The sequence below is a fragment of the Planococcus shenhongbingii genome (assembly GCF_030413635.1).
Lineage (GTDB): Bacteria > Bacillota > Bacilli > Bacillales_A > Planococcaceae > Planococcus > Planococcus shenhongbingii.
Genome location: NZ_CP129235.1, coordinates 2,290,541 through 2,311,562, shown reverse-complemented (window position 1 = coordinate 2,311,562; position 21,022 = coordinate 2,290,541). Strand labels below are relative to the sequence as shown.

General features: G+C 43.0%; 17 protein-coding genes, 1 pseudogene and 2 riboswitches. Of the genes and pseudogenes, 9 read left to right on the top strand and 9 right to left on the bottom strand.

Going from position 1 to position 21,022, the window contains the following annotated elements:
* Positions 1–232: 232 nt before the first annotated feature.
* The 4 genes from QWY16_RS11365 to QWY16_RS11350 are packed head-to-tail and all read right to left on the bottom strand — an operon-like array spanning position 233 to position 3,571.
* Entirely contained in the window at positions 233–994 is a 762-nt protein-coding gene (locus QWY16_RS11365) for an energy-coupling factor transporter transmembrane component T family protein (RefSeq protein ID WP_300989335.1), read from the bottom strand.
* On the bottom strand, positions 975–2,411 hold the full coding sequence (locus QWY16_RS11360) for an ABC transporter ATP-binding protein (RefSeq protein ID WP_300993419.1): 1,437 nt from the start codon (positions 2,409–2,411) through the stop codon (positions 975–977). The genes QWY16_RS11365 and QWY16_RS11360 overlap by 20 nt, the downstream gene beginning before the upstream one ends.
* Positions 2,398–2,979, bottom strand: a complete 582-nt coding sequence (locus QWY16_RS11355; protein WP_300989334.1) for an ECF transporter S component — start codon at positions 2,977–2,979, stop codon at positions 2,398–2,400. Before QWY16_RS11355 ends, QWY16_RS11360 begins: the two co-directional genes overlap by 14 nt.
* Complete coding sequence (locus QWY16_RS11350) at positions 2,972–3,571, bottom strand: YkoF family thiamine/hydroxymethylpyrimidine-binding protein (protein WP_300989333.1); 600 nt, start codon at positions 3,569–3,571, stop codon at positions 2,972–2,974. Before QWY16_RS11350 ends, QWY16_RS11355 begins: the two co-directional genes overlap by 8 nt.
* 96 nt (positions 3,572–3,667) lie before the next feature.
* Positions 3,668–3,775: riboswitch (TPP riboswitch) on the bottom strand.
* A 489-nt stretch (positions 3,776–4,264) separates the two neighbouring features.
* On the opposite strand from QWY16_RS11350, the gene QWY16_RS11345 reads away from it, so the two are divergent.
* Positions 4,265–5,719 (top strand): glycoside hydrolase family 32 protein, encoded by a 1,455-nt coding sequence (locus tag QWY16_RS11345; RefSeq protein WP_300989332.1) that lies wholly within the window; start codon positions 4,265–4,267, stop codon positions 5,717–5,719.
* A gap of 156 nt (positions 5,720–5,875) precedes the next feature.
* Positions 5,876–6,838 carry a PfkB family carbohydrate kinase gene (locus QWY16_RS11340; RefSeq protein ID WP_300989331.1) on the top strand — a complete coding sequence of 321 codons (963 nt, stop codon included), beginning with the start codon at positions 5,876–5,878 and terminating at the stop codon, positions 6,836–6,838.
* A gap of 193 nt (positions 6,839–7,031) precedes the next feature.
* On the opposite strand, the gene QWY16_RS11335 is transcribed toward QWY16_RS11340, so the two are convergent.
* Positions 7,032–7,766: a Bax inhibitor-1/YccA family protein gene (locus tag QWY16_RS11335; protein WP_300989330.1), complete on the bottom strand. Its 735-nt coding sequence runs from the start codon at positions 7,764–7,766 to the stop codon at positions 7,032–7,034.
* Positions 7,767–8,445: 679 nt separating this feature from the next.
* Here QWY16_RS11335 and QWY16_RS11330 point away from each other — a divergent pair.
* The 7 genes and pseudogenes from QWY16_RS11330 (at position 8,446) to QWY16_RS11305 (ending at position 15,506) form a co-directional block, all read left to right on the top strand.
* Positions 8,446–9,453, top strand: a complete 1,008-nt coding sequence (locus tag QWY16_RS11330; protein ID WP_300989329.1) for a tetratricopeptide repeat protein — start codon at positions 8,446–8,448, stop codon at positions 9,451–9,453.
* Positions 9,454–9,555: 102 nt separating this feature from the next.
* Positions 9,556–9,664, top strand: a riboswitch (SAM riboswitch).
* Positions 9,665–9,730: 66 nt separating this feature from the next.
* Complete coding sequence (locus QWY16_RS11325) at positions 9,731–10,744, top strand: methionine ABC transporter ATP-binding protein (RefSeq protein ID WP_300989328.1); 1,014 nt, start codon at positions 9,731–9,733, stop codon at positions 10,742–10,744.
* Positions 10,734–11,405, top strand: a complete 672-nt coding sequence (locus QWY16_RS11320) for a methionine ABC transporter permease (protein ID WP_300989327.1) — start codon at positions 10,734–10,736, stop codon at positions 11,403–11,405. The genes QWY16_RS11325 and QWY16_RS11320 overlap by 11 nt, the downstream gene beginning before the upstream one ends.
* A 19-nt stretch (positions 11,406–11,424) precedes the next feature.
* Positions 11,425–12,243 carry a MetQ/NlpA family ABC transporter substrate-binding protein gene (locus tag QWY16_RS11315; RefSeq protein ID WP_300989326.1) on the top strand — a complete coding sequence of 273 codons (819 nt, stop codon included), beginning with the start codon at positions 11,425–11,427 and terminating at the stop codon, positions 12,241–12,243.
* 15 nt (positions 12,244–12,258) lie between these two features.
* A complete protein-coding gene (locus QWY16_RS11310) occupies positions 12,259–13,356 on the top strand; it encodes an iron-containing alcohol dehydrogenase family protein (protein WP_300989325.1) in 1,098 nt (365 codons plus the stop codon).
* 808 nt (positions 13,357–14,164) lie between these two features.
* Positions 14,165–14,467, top strand: a pseudogene (locus QWY16_RS19390) (DUF4181 domain-containing protein); the annotation flags it as partial.
* Between the two features lie 799 nt (positions 14,468–15,266).
* Positions 15,267–15,506, top strand: a complete 240-nt coding sequence (locus QWY16_RS11305) for a hypothetical protein (protein ID WP_300989324.1) — start codon at positions 15,267–15,269, stop codon at positions 15,504–15,506.
* 448 nt (positions 15,507–15,954) lie between these two features.
* Here the strand turns inward: QWY16_RS11305 and QWY16_RS11300 are convergent, their stop codons facing one another.
* The 4 genes from QWY16_RS11300 to QWY16_RS11285 form a co-directional block, all read right to left on the bottom strand.
* Complete coding sequence (locus tag QWY16_RS11300; protein ID WP_300989323.1) at positions 15,955–16,887, bottom strand: GGDEF domain-containing protein; 933 nt, start codon at positions 16,885–16,887, stop codon at positions 15,955–15,957.
* A complete protein-coding gene (locus QWY16_RS11295) occupies positions 16,880–17,698 on the bottom strand; it encodes an alpha/beta fold hydrolase (protein WP_300989322.1) in 819 nt (272 codons plus the stop codon). Before QWY16_RS11295 ends, QWY16_RS11300 begins: the two co-directional genes overlap by 8 nt.
* A 131-nt stretch (positions 17,699–17,829) precedes the next feature.
* Positions 17,830–18,282 (bottom strand): sensor domain-containing diguanylate cyclase, encoded by a 453-nt coding sequence (locus QWY16_RS11290; RefSeq protein ID WP_300989321.1) that lies wholly within the window; start codon positions 18,280–18,282, stop codon positions 17,830–17,832.
* A gap of 37 nt (positions 18,283–18,319) precedes the next feature.
* A complete protein-coding gene (locus tag QWY16_RS11285; protein ID WP_300989320.1) occupies positions 18,320–20,374 on the bottom strand; it encodes an EAL domain-containing protein in 2,055 nt (684 codons plus the stop codon).
* Positions 20,375–21,022: the final 648 nt, after the last annotated feature.

The following is a 21,022-nucleotide window of genomic DNA, read 5'->3' as shown; positions in this document are numbered from 1 at the left end:
TAAAAAACTACATAAGGTAAATTTATAAAAATTCAAAACAAGCAACCAAGAAAAAAGAGCGAATCAGCAAAAAAGAAAAAGAAAATAGAGTAAAGCTTTGCTAAAATAAATTTATTTAAGGGATGTTTAAGGATAAAGAAACCAGCCATTGATGCCAAATTCCAATAAAAAAAGGAGAGCTGTCAACGAGCGAGCTCTCCAGTCTTAGCAGTTTGCTTTAATCAAGCCGTTGTTATTTTCCGTGCAATAGGACGCCGCCCGTGCAGCTGCCAATAAGCAAAAGCAAAAACAGACAGCTCATCCATGCATCAAGCCGGCTCAGCTTCACCGGCTTATAATATGCCGTCCGTGATTCTCCAGTGAACCCGCGGGCCTCCATGGCGAACGCCGACCGTTCCGCTTTCCTTACGGCGCCGGCAAGCATTGGTATGAGAAGCCGGCGCATGCCGAACACCCGCTGCACTAAACGTTTTTCCATATCCAAACCACGAAGCCGGTGTGCTTGCTGGATTTGCGTGAATTCGTCTTTCATCACCGGTAAAAACTGATAGCCGACCATGATGCCGTAAGCCAGTTTCGGCGAAAGCTTCAGCTGTTGCATCAAGCTCATGATAAATTTTACCGGATCGGTGGTGAAGGCAAACATCAGCGATAAAGTGGAAAACGCTAAAACCCGAAATGCCAGTGATAAAGCGGTGTCCAGTTGTTCAGCTGTCACATCAAAGCTTGCAACCGACCAAATCACTTCGCCGCTGGTATCAGCACCGAACACAATCGTCGTCCAAAGATATCCGAATGCTCCAAGCAAAAACGGCAGCATGAACAGCGCCCAAATTTTCCAATTGATGCGGCTCAACAAAACTTGCAAAACCAATACAGCCAGCCAGAATAAAAAAGGGGTCCAGGGATCGAAGAAAAACGCAATCGTCAGCATCGAGACAGCCACAATCAAGAATTTCACGGAAGGATTCATGTCATGCAAAAGATTCCGCATAGCGCTGGACTCCTTTCGGCGGCAAAAGATGATGTTCAGCCAGCAATGTTTCGTCGTTCCAAACGGCTGCTGCTTTAAACTTGCCTGTTAAATGTCCGTCCTTTATCAGTAGCACCGAATCGGCAACGCTTGCGGCAAACTCCATATCATGCGTAATGATGAAGATGGTCACCCCTTCGCGGGCCCGTTCAGTGATCAGCTCGAATAATTCCAATAATGCTGCCGTGTCCTGACCTGAAGTCGGTTCATCCATCAACAGGACTGGCCGCTTGTCAGCAAGCATGGCGCCAATTGCGATGCGCCTTTTTTGCCCGTGGCTCACCGAGAAAGGGTGTGCGTCTCTTATTTCCTTTAAGCGCAAACGCTCCATCAATTCTTCCAACTCGTTTGCTGAAGAAACACCGGAAAACGCCAGTTCCGCTGCCACGGTTTTCTCGAGAAACAGGTATTCCGGTGACTGCGGCACATAGCCGGCGCCGTCAGACTTCACCGTTCCGCCAGATAAAGCGTAAATTCCGCATAAAGCTTTCATCAATGTCGATTTTCCGCTGCCATTCGGACCGGCGATGACGACGACTTCGCCGCGTTTTGCAATAAATGACATCGGCAATAACAGTTCTTCATCTTTCATCCTCACTGAAATTTCATTTGCGGTTAAAGCCGTTTCCGGGCCGGCTGCTGAAATCCATTCGGGAAACAAAACCGGCTGCTGTATAGCAAATGCGCTATCGGCAACCATATTCCCTTCAGAATCCATAACAAGTTCCCGATTGAAAAACGATCTCCATAAATCCAGACGGTGTTCCACGGCTACAATTGTCACATTGAAGCTTTTCTGGAGCTCATCCAGCCATTCGATAAACTGTTCCGCCGTATAGGGATCGAGATGGGAAATCGGCTCATCGAGCAGCAGCACTTCCGGTTCCATAATCAATGCACAAGCGGTCGCAACGCGCTGTTTCATGCCGCCAGACAGCGACTGGATCACCGACTGGCGCAAATGGGAAAGGCCGGTCAATTGCAGCACTTCCGCAATGCGCGGATCCATCTCCGCAAAAGGGACATGCAGATTCTCCAGCGTAAACGCCAATTCTTCTTCGACCGTCGGCATGCAGAACTGCGAATCCGGATCCTGGAAAACGGTGGCTACCCGGTGGTTGATTTCACCGGGAGCATAGTGTTCGGCATTTTTGCCGAATAAGTGGATGGCACTGCTGGTGATGCCGTCGCAATTGAGTGGGTATAACCGGTTCAGCAAATACAAGAGCGTGCTTTTCCCGCAGCCGCTCGGACCGGAAATCACGACGCGTTCACCGCGGCTAATGCTAAAGGAAATATCATTTAAGGTATTGCTTGCATCATCCGGAAAACGAAAACTCACATCTTGTAAGGAAAATACGCGGTCATACACCTGCATCACCTTTATCCGCACGGGCAATGGCGTAGCCGCGCAGTGAACCGGTCGCAAGGAGGCCATCCGTTAAATACTTGCCTCCGATGCCTGCAATAATCATGCCGCTCAACACGCGAAGCGTGAACATCAATGCCACAAAAGACGGATCGAGCGCTGCGTAGCCCGAGATGAAATAGCCGTAAACAAAACTGAATATGGCAGAACCGGCGCCGGCAAGCATCAATACAGCTAAGTTGAAATGTTTGTAGCCGGTCACCGCAAAAGCTGCTTCTGCGCCTAATCCCTGGATAATGCCGGATAACAGAAGGCGAGGGCCGACTGCATTGCCGAGCAGCACTTCAATCGCCGCAGCCATCGATTCCGACAGCACTGCCGCACCGGGTTTGCGGATGATATACATGCAAATGATCGAGACGATAAACCAGATGCCGAACATCCACTCATAGGCCAGCGGGCCGATGACGCCGGCCCAAATATTGGAGATATGGACAAACAGCAAATAAACGATGCCAAAAACAATGGCAAACAGCGACATCAGCACAACTTCTTTCAGCTTCCACGATTTAAGCATTGGAAGCACCTCTATGGGAAGGGCTATTGATGCTCATCGATACAGTCATCACCAAGTGGCGGTGCTCGTCCGAGCGGGCATTTGTAAAGGCTTCATCGTAAAAAGCGAAAACCTCATGGATATCACCATGGATGCCGCTCGCGTAATGCATGGATTCGTTAAAGACGCCTTGCTCTTTCGCACGGTCCACTTCCCGGTAAATGACAGCCATATAATCGGGGTTGTTCATCGGGTAAAGGGCAAACTGAGAAGAGACATATTGCTTGGTGTCATCTGTATTGAGCAGGACATCGTCTTTGTCCAAGTAGACGTCGCCAGCAGAATCGCCCGGGCAGCCGATGGAGAACGTGCCGGACAACGCGACATGTTCTCCGGTTTTCGCGGCATGCAGCGTGAGCGCTTTCGCCACATTGAAGACATGGTTTTGTTTGCCGCGGATTACGGTCGAAACATCATCGGTGTGCATCCAGACGTTCGACGTATCTGTGCCGTTCAAAGCCCCTTTAATCACCTGGATAAAATCCCCTGTCATCGGATGCAAAGAAAAGCGAAATCCGACAATCGGGCTCGTGCCGCATTGCAATGGTTCCATATTAAAATCTCCTCCTAAAAATTTGCACAAAAAAAGGCTGCACCCGTGAAGATGCAGCCACTATTCCATGCAAATAAATTCAGAAAGATCTAATTGCGGATAGTCACCGCACTTCCTCACGCCAGTATTATCTGGATCGAGTCATAAGGGATCGAAGCTTACGCTTGCATCTCAGCCGAAAATCGGGCACCCCCAGTGCAGAAAACGGTATGCAGTTTGTTGTGCTCGGGATTTGTCCCGATGGGCCTAGTGTAGCGGAAGGGGTGGGGAATGTAAAGGGGATTCAGGTTTTGGTTTTTCAGAAAGACATTTTTTGAGTTATACTGAAAATTTAGAAACCCTAAAATATTGTAACTATATAGTCACAAAGCTAAAGAAAATGTAATATTTTTTTAATATTCATGAAACTTTTACATCATTTTGCCGTATTATTAGTAAAGATAAATAATAAATTTTAAGGGGGAATTAGTATGCAGGAAGAAGCTTATGAAAAAAGAAATTTAACTGATTTAACCCTATGGACGAGGAAGAAAAGATAAAAAATTTCAAAAGCTGAAGAGGTGGCATTTACTTGTCCATATTGCTATGGGGGATTTCAAAGATAGAGGCTGGGAATGTAAACTCCGTGGAAACCAACGCTTAATGGCTTAGGGGAAAGCTAGTTGAAAAACACTAAAAAAATGGGAGTTTGTCATGAATACAATAGACTGGTTTGAAAAATTGACTCATACATTAGAGACTTATCAACAAAACAACAACATTGATCCGCACCGGCTGCAATTTCACTTAATGCCTGCGGTCGGTTTGTTAAACGACCCAAATGGACTCATCCGGTATAAAGGCGCTTATCATGTGTTCTTTCAATGGCATCCGTTCGGGACGGTACATGGACCTAAATGTTGGGGCCATTGTACATCCCAAGATCTCGTCTATTGGCAAGAACACCTGCCATCCCTCGTTCCGAGTGAATGGTATGAAAGAGACGGCTGTTTTTCTGGAAGTGCTGTTGAAGTGGATGGAAATATGGTGTTATTTTACAGTGGAAATGTTGAACACGAAAACGGCATGCTTGAAACGTATCAATGTATGGCTGTTTCACATAACGGTTTTGATTTCGAGAAAAAGGGTCCTGTTATTCTACTGCCAGAAGGATACACGTCTCATTTCAGAGACCCGAAAGTATGGAAACGAGATGGTGTATGGTACATGGTTGTAGGTGCACAAACATTTTATCAAGAAGGTGCCGTTGTGCTGTTTGCTTCATCAGATTTGAAGGAATGGGAGCTCAAAGGAATATTAGCCGGGAATCGGCTTAATGGATTAATGAATTTCGGTTATATGTGGGAGTGTCCGGATTTCTTTGAACTTGATGGAAAAGATATCTTGATCGTTTCGCCTCAAGGGCTGGAAGCAAAAGAAACCTTTTACCACAATGAGTTTCAGTCAGGATATTTTGTCGGGAAATGGAAAGTCGGAACAACTGAGTTTCCACATAGTGAATTTATTGAACTTGATCGGGGGTTTGATTTCTATGCCCCACAAACATTTCAAGATAATCATGGAAGAAGAATCATGCTTGGCTGGATGGGAATAACAGATGAACAGGAACCCCATCAACCAACAATTGAAAAAGGTTGGGTGCATGCATTGACGATTCCTCGGGAAATAGAGCTGAGAAACAACCGGATTATTCAAAAGCCGGTGCAAGAACTCCAAAAGTTGCGAGAAGCTAAAGGATTCCATTGCCAAACAAGCATCGAAAATGAAACAAAAACCTTGCCAGAACTGGCGGGGATTGTAAGTGAGATCAATATTCATTTTCACCAAAATCTTGCCGACACCGTAAAGATCGAGATCCGTAAAAACCTGTCAATCATCTATGTGCAGCATATGAAGCGCTTGACGTTAGAGAGAAAGCGGTTCATAGATGGCAAAGTTGAAAGCCGGAGCTGCTTCTTGGACAAACTTGAGGACCTTCATTTCTTCCTGGACACAAGCTCTATAGAACTATTTGTCAATGGAGGAGAGGAAGTGTTTACGGCCCGATTCTTTGCCGAAGCAGAGGATGTAGATGTTTTCTTTACAACAGATGGGCATGTGGATGTAACTCTTGAAAAGTGGAATTTGCGAAATCCGAAAGAGCTATAAATCATTCCATGACAAGGCGCAAAGATTAAGGCTGTTGCATTATCGATATTCTTCAAGACAGGTGCGAAGCTATTGGCCAAAGTTACATCGGCCGATGGCTTTGCTCCATATCTTTATTAACCGTTTAGGCAAATTACACAAAAGGGGGAATTTCATATGTTTGACGTTGTCGCACTTGGGGAACTCTTGATAGATTTTACACCAGCCGGAAAATCTGCAAATGGAAATACTTTGTTTGAAACGAACCCTGGTGGAGCTCCTGCTAATGTTCTTGCGACGCTAGCCAAATTCAATGCAAGGACCGCCTTTATAGGGAAGGTGGGGACTGACCAATTCGGCTCTTTTTTAGGGGATACACTACAAAAAGGAAAAATCGATACGCAAGGCTTAGTTTATTCAAAAGATGTAAATACAACATTGGCGTTTGTTCATTTGAAGGAAAACGGGGATCGCTCTTTCCAATTTTACCGTTCGCCTGGAGCAGACATCATGCTGGATGAACAAGAAGTCGATATTGCATTGGTTCAAAATGCGAAGGTCTTTCATTTTGGTTCTCTTTCGATGACACATGAACCGGCAAAAACGGCAACATTAAAAGCAGTAAAAGCGGCACAAGAAAAAGATGTTTTAATTTCTTATGATCCTAATCTGCGCCAGGCGCTTTGGGGAAGTTTAAGCCATGCAAAAGAAACGATCATTGAAGGCCTGCAGTATGCGGATATTTTAAAAATATCTGAAGAAGAATTGGAATTTATTACGGACATTCGTAATCTTGAAGAAGGGTCACAATTTTTGTTTGAGAAATTCGGTCTGAAAGTTGTCTTAATCACTTTAGGTTCGAAAGGCTGTTTTTATCGATTTGGCAAAGATACAGGGCATATAAATGGATTCCAAGTAAATGCTATTGACACCACGGGAGCAGGAGACCTGTTTTTGGGAGCTTTTTTGTATCAATTTATCAAGAAAGAGGTCTCTTGGGATTTAGTCCAAGCACATGACGTTGAAAAAATGATTTTATTTGCTAACGCAACTGCGGCTTTGGGAACCACTAAAAAAGGTGCGATTCCTGCAATTCCTCACCTAAACGATGTGAATGAATTGATTGATGGAAGAACATGAACATCCGAAAATAGCCGCTATGCGAGCTGGAATTTAATATCGCCTTGAAAAACCGCAATGTTCCAGATTGCGGTTTTTGTATTTTATCTGGAAAGTAAGCAGACTACGGAAACAGTCACTGATATGATAAAACCGGTTTTCTGCAGTGTAAGTTCAAGGCAACAAAAAAACGCCCCGAAAGACGTTTTCCTGATCAGCGATTGCGCAGCTTAGACAATAACCGAAGAATTTCAAGATACAGCCAAACCAATGTCACCAGCAAACCGAAAGCGCCGTACCATTCAAAATATTTTGGGACACGTCTTTCGGATGCATTTTCAATAAAGTCAAAATCCAGCACCAGATTGAGAGCGGCGATAATTACAATGACAACAGAAATTGCAATGCCTATAGGCGATGATTCATGCAGGTAAGGAATTTGAAACCCGAAAAAACTGCCGATAAACGAAATCAGGTAAACGATGAAGATAGCGCCGGTAGCTGCGACGACACCCATCCTGAAATTCTGCGTGACTTTGATAAAGCCCGACTTATAAGCAAGCAGCAAACTCAGCAGCACACCAATCGTCAGAAGTACTGCCTGGAAAACGATGCCTCCGTATTGGACTTCGTACTGCGCAGATACCGCACCAAGAAACAACCCTTCCAACAACGCATAGAGCGGCGCTGTGAAAGGCGACACTTTCGGTACAAAAATCGTGATTAAAGCTACAATCAGTCCGCCGATGGCTCCCACCAGGATTAACGGCATTGCGCTGTTTGGATTGCTGAGGAACTGATTCCAGGAATAGACGGACGTAGCCAGCAATAAAAGCATTAGAATTAATGTCTTATTCACAGTGCCTTGGATGGTCATTTGCTTGCCTGCTACAGCCCCATCGAATTTTTTGAACGACTCATCATTTAAACTCGGGTTTCCACTTCTCAATTGTCTCACCTCTTTTAATAGTTGAAGCAGCTCCAATTATCTCCCTACATTCCAAATGGACGAAATCAGTTAAATATAAGTTCAATTCTTTGAAAATGCTTCAACTTGTACTACGTTTCGGGCGAGCGGAAAGTTTCAATGAAATGGGATGAAGCGCATATTTTTTTGCTTATGCGGCGAAACGGAAATGGTTTGAAGAAAAAGAAGGGGAACAGAAAGTATTCCAGCAGGGAAAGATAGTAAACGAGATCGAAAGGAAAGTATTTTCGCCCGAAAGGAAAGTAAATCCGTTTACTGGAACTAACTTTCTCTCCAGAGCCTAATAAATTACATTAAAAAAGGCTTTTCAGCAGAAATAATGTCGGCACGTCTGGGCAGTGGACAGCGGACTGGAAAAACTGCTGTGATTAAAGAGCGGAGGGTATAAGGCTTTAAAACGATATGCTTTTTATAGGTTCATATACCTCTATAAATGATCATCTTAATAATTCTTTTACAATAAAATTATCTTTTGCCCTATTGTGTATCTTTTCAAGCATTGGTATCATGAAAAACGATGCAAGTTTAATATAAATGTAAAATATATCTTATTTTATTTTTCGTCAAAACAAATATATATCAAAAATAAATGAAATACATCAAATTTTAAGTTGTTCAGTATTTATTCGGGAGGAACACCATGCGCTTTCAGGGAAACAGTTTAGAAGAACTAGAAGAATTAGAGCAAGAACTGCTGGGCCTTGGCGAAACCAAGCTCGGCGGTTTAAGTTATTCCAAGATAGAAGTGTACGATGCCATGCACAGTCAATTAGAAGAACTGGTGCAAGACGATGAAGATTATCGCGCTTATTATAGCTACATCAAGAAAAAGTTAGTATCCTACTTATTGCGCTATGGCATGCACACGTACACGGATCATCTAACCATCTATGAGGATACGGAAAAGGTTCTGAAAAAAGTTCTTTCTTACGATTCCCAAAATCCGATTGCGGCTTACCGCCTCGGCTTTTTGGCTTACCGTTCAGGTATCCATAGCGAAGCGGTGATGTACTTCCAGCAGGCATTGAACAGCCAGACTTTTTATACCGACGAGCACTTTTTGCTGAACGCTGAACAAATCAGCCGCGCCGTCCTGTATTTGACGAACAGTGCTCTGCATACCGCTATCCAAGGTGAAGTGCCTTCATGCGACATAATTTCCACCGGCTATACATCGTTGCCAACGCAGCTTTGCTACAACGACGGCATGCTGAAGTGCCACGCTTACCGGATTGTGACGCCTTTCGGTGCTGTGCTTTGCTCGGAAGAAGAAAGCGGCGAGCAGCAGATGAAAGATGTCATTTCCCTGAAATTCAATAAATTTGGCGCTCTCTTGACCTACAATGGCATTTCGGAACAGCTGTCACCTGTCCAAGCCAATGTACTGCGCTATCTATTGGTGAAAACCCGCCGCGGTGAAGCGGCAACTCCGTGGTCGCTGAAAGACTACTTCCTGTTTACGCATGTCATCACAGGCGTTCCGGAAAAAACATTTTCATCAGTGGTTGCAGAAGTGAAGCGAATCATGGCTGAAATGGAAATTCCAGCGTCGATAAAAGTGGCGGAAGATGAAAAATCCGGGTATTATTTTGACGGTTCGTCGCCATTCGTGGTTATCGACCGAGTGGATGAGGAACTGTCCCTCTAGCAGCCAGATTGAAGCCGATAGTTGATTTTTACTAAAAAAGGTTTGACAGTAGTCACAATCTTTAATACTATTAGAAACATGTTAAACACAATTGCATATGGAACATTATCAAGAGAGACCGAGGGACAGGCCCTATGACGTCCAGCAACCTACAGAGCGATCTGAGAAGGTGCTAATTCCTGCAGAATGATTTCATTCTGAGAGATAAGCCTAATCCATTCGGTGCCTCTTTCTTTATGAAAGAGGCATTTTTTATTGGCAAAAAAGGAGGGACACCATGATCAGCATCACGAATCTTTCAAAAGGCTATCAAACGAAAAAAGGGACGGTTACTGGAGTCGATAACGTCACGCTGACAATCAACGAAGGCGAGGTGTTTGGGATTGTCGGCTACTCAGGGGCTGGGAAAAGCTCCTTGCTTCGCTGCATGAACTTGCTGGAGCGCCCGACAAGCGGCGAAATTAAAGTGGATGGCTTGGATTTGGCCAAACTGAAAGGTGAAAAGCTGCGGCAAGCCAGGCTAAAAATCGGTATGATCTTTCAGCATTTCTACTTGATCAGCCAAAAGACCGTGGCTGAAAATATCGCTTTTGCATTGAAAGCGGCCAATTTGCCAAAAGGCCAAATAGCGAAACGCGTCGACGAACTGCTCAACATGGTCGGCTTGACCGATAAGAAAGACGTCTATCCGGCACAGCTGAGCGGCGGCCAAAAGCAGCGTGTCGGCATTGCCCGGGCATTAGCAAATAACCCGTCCGTTCTGTTATGCGATGAAGCCACATCCGCCCTCGACCCAAATACAACCTTATCGATTTTGCGGCTGCTGAAAAAAATCAACCGGGAGCTGAACATCACCATCGTGTTAATCACCCATGAAATGAATGTCGTGAAAGAAATCTGCGACCGCATGGCAGTGATGCAAGACGGCCGTGTCATCGAAGAAGGAGAAGTCTACGATTTGTTCTCAGCTCCGAAAGCGGAACTGACCAAGGAATTTATCTCATCGGTCGTATCGTTCGATGTGCCACAGCCAATCCTTGCAGCTTGTACAGGACGTGTCATCAAAGTGCAGTTCAAGGGAGCGGTCGCCGGAGAAGGCGTCATCACCGATACGGTTCAGAACTTTGACGTCAAAGGGAATTTCCTCCATGGCTCAATCGAATATATACAGGAAAAGCCTCTTGGCTTGTTCCTGATGGAAATACAGGGCAGGCCCGATAATATTCACCGGGCCATCACTTATATGGAAGGCCGGGGAGCAAATGTGGAGGTGATTGCAAATGGGATTTGATTTTCAGCATATGATGGAATTATGGCCGGACATCTCAAAAGCGTTCGGCGAAACTTTATATATGATCGGCGTGTCTCTCGCTATTGCGATCGTCATCGGCTTGCCGCTCGGCATCGTATTGTTTGTCACTGATAAAGGCTTGTTTTTGCAAAACCGTTTCATCAAGTCCGTGTTAGGCTTTGCCGTCAATATGATCCGGTCGATTCCGTTCATCATCTTGCTTGTCGCTTTGATTCCACTTACAAAATTGTTGGTCGATTCCACAATCGGCCCAGCAGCAGCGAGCGTATCGCTGTCGGTTGCCGCGATTCCGTTTTTCGCCCGCATCGTCGAGACGTCACTGCGTGAAATCGATAAAGGCGTCATCGAAGCAGCGGTTGCTGTCGGCGCCACGCCGTGGATGATTATTAAAGATGTGCTGCTGCCGGAAGCAAAAGCCGGCATCATCCAAGGGATTACCATCACCATCATCTCACTCGTCGCTTACTCTGCGATGGCAGGAGTGGTCGGAGGCGGCGGCATCGGCGACTTGGCGATCCGCTTCGGCTATTACCGCTACGACAACACCATCATGATCGTCACCGTCGTCATCTTGATTGTTCTTGTCCAAATCCTTCAGCAACTGGGAGACTGGACTTCTAAAGCAGTAGACAAACGATAAATAAGGGAGAGAACCTCACATGAAAAAATTCTTATTGCCAGCTATCCTGCTCGTACTACTGACATTGCTCGCTGCTTGCGGCGGCGAAGAATCCAGCGCCGACAGCAAGTCCATCAAACTTGGCGGCACAGCCGGCCCATACAGCGATATGCTAACCCAAGCATTCAAACCGGCTCTTGAAGAAAAAGGCTATACAGTAGAAATCGTTGAGTTCAGCGATTACATCCAGCCGAATAACGCTTTGGACAACGGTGATCTGGACGCTAACTTATTCCAGCATTCGGTTTACCTGGAAAACTTCTCGAAAGAAAACGGCATGGATTTGACCGGATTGATTACAGTGCCGACTGCTCCGATGGGTATTTATTCCAATAAATATGATTCGATCGAAGAAATTAAAGATGGTTCAACCATCGCCATTCCGAACGATCCGGTCAATGCAGCTCGGACATTCTTAGTGCTGCAGGACCACGGCTTGATCACATTGAACCCCGATGGAGAAGAATTGACAGTTTCAGAAAAAGACCTCGAAACAAATACGAAAAATCTGGTGTTCCAGCCGATCGAAGCCGGTGGATTGCCGCGTGCAGTTGAAAGCTCAGACTTGGCAGCTGTTCCAGGGAACTTCGCCTTAGCGGCTGATATGGACTTGCTAGAGGCATTGGTTCTTGAAAACATGCCGGACCAATACCGCAACTTGGTAGCAGTTAAAACCGAAAACAAAGACAAACAGCTTTCAAAAGATCTGGTGGAAATTGTAGAATCACCGGAATTTGAAGCATTGATCGATTCTGATTTTGAAGGATTCGGCAAGCCGGAATGGATGGCAAACCGCTAAGAAAGGGAGATTATTGTGGAAGATATCGTTGTAAAAGGAGCTCCGGCTGAATATGTCTGTAATGTCGGAGTGCTAAATGGCCTTGAAGATAAACTGCTTGACAGAAATATCAGAAAAGTGCTGATTTTGACTGGCACCAAATCCTGGAAAGCGCTGAAACCTTATTTTCCAGAACTCGAAAAAGTTGAAGTGGCTTTTGAAATCTACCAGGGAGAATGCTCTCTCCCGGAAATCGCCCGTGTTGCCGAGATTGCAAAATCTCTGGGAGCCGATGCCATTATCGGAGCCGGCGGCGGCAAAGTGCTTGATATTGCAAAAGCTGTTGCCAATGACAACGGCATTAAGTCGGTGCTGATTCCAACATTGGCATCAAACTGTGCGCCGTGGACACCGCTTAGTGTCATTTATACGGATGAAGGGACGATGACCCATTACACCATTTTTCAGGGAAGCGTCGATTTGCTATTGGTCGAACCAAGAGTGCTGATCGCCGCGCCGGTTCCGATGCTGATCGCCGGAATTGGTGACACCGTTGCCAAATGGTACGAAGCAGACGTCCAGATCAGCCGTTTTGAGGACCCGCCGATTGCCTTGAAAATCGCCCACTACACCGCCAGATTATGTGCCGACGAAATGTTCGAGAATGCGGAAGCGGCCATTGCTGACGCCAAACAAGGCGAATTATCGGACGCCTTCATTAAAGTGGCCGAAACCATCATCATGCTTGGGGGCATGGTCGGCGGTTTCGGTGAGAAATACGGCCGCGTCGCAGGTGCCCATGCGATCCACAACGCGATGACCATCGCGCCAGAATCCCATCAGGCGCTGCACGGCGACAAAGTGGCTTACGGAGTATTGGTGCAGCTGCTGCTCGAAAGGAAAGTAGAAGAAGCGGAGCGCTTGAAAGTGTTCTATAAAAAAGTTGGCCTGCCTGCTTCACTGAAAGAAGTTGGGATTCAGGGCCGATGGATTGAAGAAATCGCGGTACAGTCCACGCGAGAAAGTGAAACGATTCATGTGCTTAGGGAAGATCCGATTCGTGCAGATGAAGTTGCTGCAGTAATGACGAGAATCGAAGAAACCGTTAATGCACAAAGCAAGAATGAGGGTTAAACATAAAGTCTAGCTTAGAGAGTTTAACTTGTTGAAAACATAAACCGTACAACTCAAAAATCATTGTTAATACCGTTCGTAAATGTCAATGAAAATTAGTAAACGTTCGTAAAGTGTTTTGGCACTTTTACGAACGTTTTTTTGTTGTTTTTCAGCCTTTTTTAAAGCGTACGGAAACCTGTACTTTTACGAACGCTTTTTTATTACAAGTTATTGCAAAGGCATCTATTATTAGAAATCTGGAATGGTAAAATAAGTATATGAACTAGCGAAGAAAAAGGAAGTAGACGAAAATAGGACTGAATTTGAGAAGCATAGACCTTGGAGAGGAGGAGTGAGTATGGAGAATAAAAAGACTGGTAGTTCTTACATCTACATGATAATTGCTTCCATCGGCATGCTCCTACTGGCATTTGGACTTATAGAATATATATCGCGCGTCGGAAGTACGAGTACGCCCAATTTCTTATTAACTTTTGCTGGATTTATGATACTAGTCCATTACATTTATCATTTAGAAAAAAAGATTGGTATTAGCAATAAAATAATTTGGATCAAATCGGGTCTGCTTGCCCTATCGTTTCTTATTTTCACATACGCCTTTTACTAGTAACGGAATGTAATTTATGGGCAGTTAAGTTCCATTCAGATTGGATGAAAAGTATGCAAGGAATTTTTGATGAACTACTGGAGGGGGCCGTGAGATGGTTTGGGTCAAATTTGCGGGATTTATTTTAGTTGGAACTCTTATAGTTTCACTCGTTAATGCCGTGTTAAGAAAAATATTTAAGATCGAGAAAGAAAAGGCCTCTTCCCATTCAATTATACAAATAAATTGCACCGAAAAATTGATATAGCTATCAACGCAATCGCTGCTGTTGTATACATCATCAGCTTTTACCTGATCGTTTCCAAAGGATCCTCGGTAAACATTTTTTTAGTTTCGGTGATTTTGTTTACGTTAATGGACCACTTGGTACAGGCCATTTTCGAATGGAGATACTCACAAAAACCAAAACAAGCCCTCTTAACCATCAGTGAAATGTCTTTAATAGTAATAGCCTTGATTATAATAATTCAATTTGATTTATTTAGCCTCCTGATATCTTAAAAAGCAAATAGTTACCGGTAGTTAAATAAGCACAAAAATTATTAGACTACCGGTAGTCTTTTTATCGAATTAGAAATTTAAACTAAGAAGGTGTTCCAGCGATGTTGTCATTCGGAAAAATAAGTAATTTCATTTTCTTCTTAGGGCTTATAGTTTGCTGTATTGGTTTAGTGTATGTATTAGGATACTCGAATCATAATAGCTTTCGATATTCAGCATCTTTAGGGTTTTTAGTGCTGGGCCTAGGCATTTTATCTGGGATATTTTCTAAATCAAAGAGATGACCTTAGTTGAAAGTGCAGTTATCAGAAAACGAATGTAACTTAATGATAGTTAAGTTACATTCGTCTGTATCGCCTTAAAAATTTTTCCGACAAGACATACGAAGTCCTTGGAGGGGAATTTGGAACAAATAAAAGTCCTGCATCTTGTAGAAATTTAGAAAGGAAGTTTGAAGGTGAAGATTTTTTCTTACACGACCATTAGATTCAGTATTTGGTCCCTCATTATCTTGTATTTACACGTAACTAATTCATTTACAGTTATTTCTTTCTTTGTTGCTTCATTTTCCTTAATGTTAGCAAATTCTTTTTTTGAAAAAACGGGGAAAGAAAGACATTTTGAAAATAAAATATTGGAGTGGATGTGGCTGCCAATCGCTGCTGGAAGTATCATTTTTGTCCTTTACTATTATATGTTCTAAGAACCCTGATTTTCGAAGAAATGAATGTAGCTTAATAGCAATTGAGTTACATTAAGAACCAACAAGAAAGAAGACAAATACTGCCAGGTGGGTGCCATGTTAAAACTATTGATTTTTCCAATTTCATTAGCCATTTTATTCTTTTCAAATGCTTTAACTGCTTCCAATTTGGTATTACTCATAGCAGGATGTTTAATTTTCTTCTACGCGACTGAATTTTTATTAAAAGATCATCGCGATGTTTTCAAAGTTAAAAACAAAGGATTCGCTTTGGTTATTTTCATAACATTCATTGGTTCAATCTTATTTGCTGCTTACTATGTCAGCTTTAGATAAAGATTTTGAATGTAACTTATTACTAAGTATATTACATCCATTTCTTTGTTCTCCCTGTATTTCTAGAAAAAGAAATCTTTTAATTTTCTTGAAAAAATAAGTTGCATTCAAAGTACTGATGCTACAGAATTCGAAAGAGAAACTCTGGCATGAATTCGGTTTACATATCAAACATTATCAGAAGCTGTTCAAAAAGAGAAGGTAAAAAAGAGGTCGATTAAAGCTTATTTCCTCTCTTTTTGTGTGTACAATTATACTTTCATGAGCTCTTTAATAGTAGTGAAATTTATTCTGTTCTAAAATTGTCTACGTCAAATAGAAAAGTAGATTTACAGTAGAATGATGGAATACACCTATCGCGTGTACTAATTAGATTACTTTTTTCCCAACCTATAGAGCATGTTCATGCAGGGGACACAAAAAAACTTTCTGTCCGTTAAACAGAAAGTTAGGGTATAGCTATAGTTATTCGATTACGACCCTCGGTTTTCGAATTGTATAGAGCGCCATCTGCCATTTTCAATAAGCTTGAAAGTGTCATGCCTGGTGTACTTTCAGCCACTCCGATACTGACTGTAATCTGACCGTATGACCAATCGGTAACCTCGACAGCTCTGCGGATTTTCTCAGCAATCACTTCAACTACATACTGACCAATTCCAGGCAACACCACTACAAATTCCTCGCCGCCAATGCGAATCGCAAATCCGGGATCGTCAATTAAACTTTCAAGCACATGAGCCAGCTCTTGTAGAATGACATCGCCTGCATAATGGCCGAAGGTATCATTGATTTTTTTAAAAAAGTCTATGTCAATCAACATGATTGACAGTGTTCCATTTTTCATCAGCGGTGGAAGAAACTCTTCAAGATAACGGCGGTTTTTCAGGTTAGTGAGAACATCGGTGACCGCCAACTTCTTCAGACGGCTGTTTAACACACTTAATTCAGCTTGTTTGGACTCCACTTCATTGAGCAATAGTATAAGCTTTTGGTTCGCTTCTTCTGTCGCTTGGCTGATCCTTTCCGCATCTCTTTTGGCATTCAATAATTCATTTTCGTATTCACTGCGGATCGGCATCTGCATAAATGCACATTCGAAAAAACCTTTGCTTTTTTTGGCGTTCATCAACACTGGAACAGACCCCGAAGGATTCTTTAACTTTAATACCATTTCACTGACGGCTCCATGAGTGATAATCGTCGGAATGAAATATGTCTGAAAATAAATTCGGGAAGAAACGGTCAATAACTCATGTATATGGAGGGGGACATTTTCAATCCCCACTAGGTTCATCATCATCTTATTGATTTCCGTAATGCTCAAATATTGGTCCATTACCAAATATCCGACCGGTGCCAAATCCAGTTGTCTATCCATTTTTACCATCCCCCGACGGGCTTAAATACTCTTTTATGAAAGCGACGGTTTCTTCAGCATCACTTATATGAGGGTTATGTCCCGTAGCCTTCATCACAACAAACCGGCTTTTTGGGATTTGTGCATGAATATAATGGCCGATTTCACTCGGAACAATGGCATCATATCGAGTTTGCATGATCAAGGTCGGCACCAACAGCTTCTTGAGTTCTGCCCGTACATCCGATCTAAAAGTCACTTCCGCAAATTCTCGTGCGATTTTTGGATCATTCGAACAAAGCAGCTCTTCAAAGCTATCTACCAGTTCGGGCTGATCTTCGTTTAACATGATTAGTGGAGCCAAATATTTTGCCCATTGTTTATAATTCACTCCCATTAACTCAAGTAATTCATCAATGTCCGTTTTATCTAAACCACCTTGATAACCAGGCTCGTTCATGTAATAGGGTGACGGCGCGACCATAACAAGGTTGCTGAATAATTCCGGGCGTTCAATCGCTGCAAGCATCCCGATCATACTACTGACTGAATGTCCGACAAAGAAAAAAGGGCCCTCGCCGATTGAATCGCATACATCGAGAAGATCCTGCTTATACCCGTGGAGCGTACTATACCGCTCTTGTGAGTATGCTCCCTTATCGCTTCGGCCAGAACCCACATAATCGAATGTGATTACCCGGTACTCCTGTTTAAGCTCTTTTATTACCTCTTTCCATACCGTTTGGTCACAACCGAATCCATGGCCAAAAATGATTTGTTTTTCTCCGTTCCCTGTCATTAGGACATTGTTTCTTTTTATTATATCAACCATTCATTTCACCCCATATTTCTTTCCCTTTTCATTAGATCGATCATTTTACATGGATTCTTAATGTCTTATTTATACTTTTATTACCATATGCTTATCTTGCCACATTTCAGGAAGTAAATTTTATCCGATTGTTATATTTTAAGTTCATGATTCTTTGTGCCGTGTTGAACGGCGCGACTCACTTCTTTTGTTAGTTGCGCTTCAAAATAGCGTCGATTAAACAGCGAAGTCAAGGGATCCTTTTCTGCAAATTCTTTTAGCTGGAGTTCCAGGAGCTTTTGTTTAGTAATATCCACGTGGCGAATGACCACTCCTGCAATGCCCTCCTCATTTGTTTGAAGAGGGGTAGCTTGCATCAAAAACCATCTTCTGACCGAAGGGGAGTGGCAAGGATATTCAAAGTTGAAACAGTCGGCGTCTCCGGCTAGGATAGTCTGCAGCCCTTGAAATACCGCCGGTTCTTTTTCGCACTGTTGAAGGTAATTGGCGCCGATGCCGCAGCTGGATAACGTTCCGCCATTGTTTAGTGCAAACCGATTCCATTCTTTATTGGCAAAACAGATCATTCCATTTTCATCGATCAAACAGATTTGATCTCTTAATCAATAATTTTGATTGCTTTCATCTTGAAGAGGGATTTTCGACAGTTTGCAGGGCAGTAAAGTCAGAACGAGTCGGCAAGTACTTCGCTTCAAAGTCTTTGACGGTTAAAGGCTTGTCATACAGGTAACCTTGAAAGATACTGCAGTCATTTGCTTGAAGAAATTCCGCTTCCTCGATCCGTTCCACCCCTTCAGCCACTAAATCGCATTCGATGCTTTTGGCCAAGTGAATCAGCGATTTCAGGACCGCTTCCGATTTCCGATCCTGCCCAATTTTTTCAACGAAAGACTTGTCGATTTTAATTTTATTAATGGGAAAGTGAGTCAAGTAGGAAATCATGGAAAATCCTGTACCGAAATCGTCGATGGCGATGGAAATGCCTTTGGATTTGCAGAGAAGCAAATTTTTGAGTGTTTGGGGTGAATAGGTCAGTTCGGCCTGTTCGGTAATTTCAATTTCCATAAGCTTCGGATGGATTTCATGTTGTTCCATCAATTTAAAAAAGTCATCGAAAAATACGGGATTGCCGAGCAGGGAAGGCGTCATATTGATGGCGGTGCGCAGGTTCCAGCCAAATTTTACTTCCCATTCCTTAATTTGCGTAAACACTTCAGCAAGCAGATGAGAAGTCAGCGGAACGATGTGGCTTGACTCCTCAGCTGCTTGAATAAATTCCAGCGGTGAAATTTCGCCGAATTCCGGATGGGCCCAACGGGAAAGGACTTCCGCGCCAATGAGTTCACCCGAATTCCCATCAATTTGCGGCTGCAAAGTGTAATAAAAGCCATTTGCCTTTAAATCCCCGGTCAACCCTTCTTCAATAGCTAATTTCCGATTATAGGAAGCCCTCATCATGGGATGGAAAAAAGAGTGAAAAGAGCCGGGAACATGTTTAGCTTCATACATCGCAATTTCGGCACAAGAAAACAATTCATCCAATGTTTGGGCATCAAAGGGAAAGCAGGCAATTCCAATACTCACACTGACATGGATTTTTTGTGAATTTTCCAAGACAACAGGCTGTTGGAAAATTGCTTCCATCTGTTTAGCGACATCCACTACATCTTCTTTTTGGCTGACTTCCCGTAAAACAATAAACTCATTGCCGTCCAGCCGGCCCACCTGACACGTTTCGCTTGAAAACCTTTTGAGTTCTTCCGCGAATTTCTTCATGATGGTATCGCCCGCCTTGTAGTGATGAACAGCGTTAACAAAATATAAATTATCGATGTTCAAATGAAAGACAAAAAACTGTTTCTGCTGTTCAATCAGCGAACGGGCTGTTTGAAAAAGCAACCGGCGGTTGGGCAATCCGGTCAAATAATCATAGTAAGCAGATTCCGCCAATTTTCCTTCTATTTTCTTCCGTTCACTGACATCCTGTAAATAAATGGCCAAACCGCCCTTCTTCAACGGATATATTTTAATTTGAAGCCAGGTATCAAGCGGTTGGTAGTAGTCGATAAATTCCAGCACATCCTGCTCTCTCAAAGCTCGCTCATACTGGTAACGGAATGACGATTCGAGTGCTTCCGGAAATAGTTCCAGCACTCCACGGCCAACCACCTTTTCCCGTTCGCACTGAAGCAGCTTCTCTGCCATCTCATTAAGAAATGTGAACTTCCGCTGTTCGTTCAACAACACAAATCCTTCAGACATGCTTTCCAAAACAATTTCAGCAGTGATCAGCTGATCGGAGTGGAGGCCGATGGGTTTATGGTATAAAAGGGCTCCGCGTTTATGGCCAGGGGCTAATGCAACGGCGCGCACCTTCACTTCCAGCCATTGAACGACATTATCTTTCAATAGAAAAGGATACATCTCGGTATACTCGCCTATCTCCTGCGATATTACTTGTTTGATGGCTTGAAGTTCACTTTCTTTTCCACAAGTTATCAGCTGTTCAAAATAATTAGCCCCTGTTTTCCAGAGGGATTCTTCTATCTCATTAGCCATACAAAAATCAATCCACACCTGATTTACACTCAGAATCGTTCCGTTTTCATCAATGGCAACCAAGAATTCGTCCATCGTATTCATCTTAGCTTGAATTTGGCCCTTCTCTTCTTTCACTGTTTTCCACTCCTGACTTCATTTTTGCAAATTTAACCGGTCATTGAGAAGTCCAGTGAAATTTTTCCGAGGCACCCATCGTTTCTGCTTTTGTCAATGGTATAACTTCAATAGTTTTTCCAATGAATTTTTTTATTCTTTTATATTAGAATCGGATAGCGAAGGTTCCCATAAAATATGACCATGGATTGATTTCCTTGCCGAAACTAACATATCTTTTTTATTCCAGTCATAATAAAAAACCTATACTTTATAATTAATTGATATCACATTAACGAGTATCATATGGCTATAGTGTAGAACATAAAATAGGTCTAAATAACCAAATATAAAATGTTGTAATTTATAGATTTCTTTATTTTTTCGGATTTAAGAGTTAATATGCAAAGGAAGAGAAGATGCTAACCATGAGCATTTTCTCTTCCTTTTTCATTTTATTCATGTACTTTCTGTAAAGATTAGTGCTAAACCTGCCCTAGCAAATGTTTCTTCACGGCATAAAATTTGAACTAGTGGAATATTGATTTTTCCAATTTATAAGGGGTTCTACAACTAGCTTTGTCTTTAACTTTCGTCGGTATATCCAACGAAAGTAATTTACTCAAATACAAGTACACGTTCATTCAACTATCTATTAATAAACTGGGG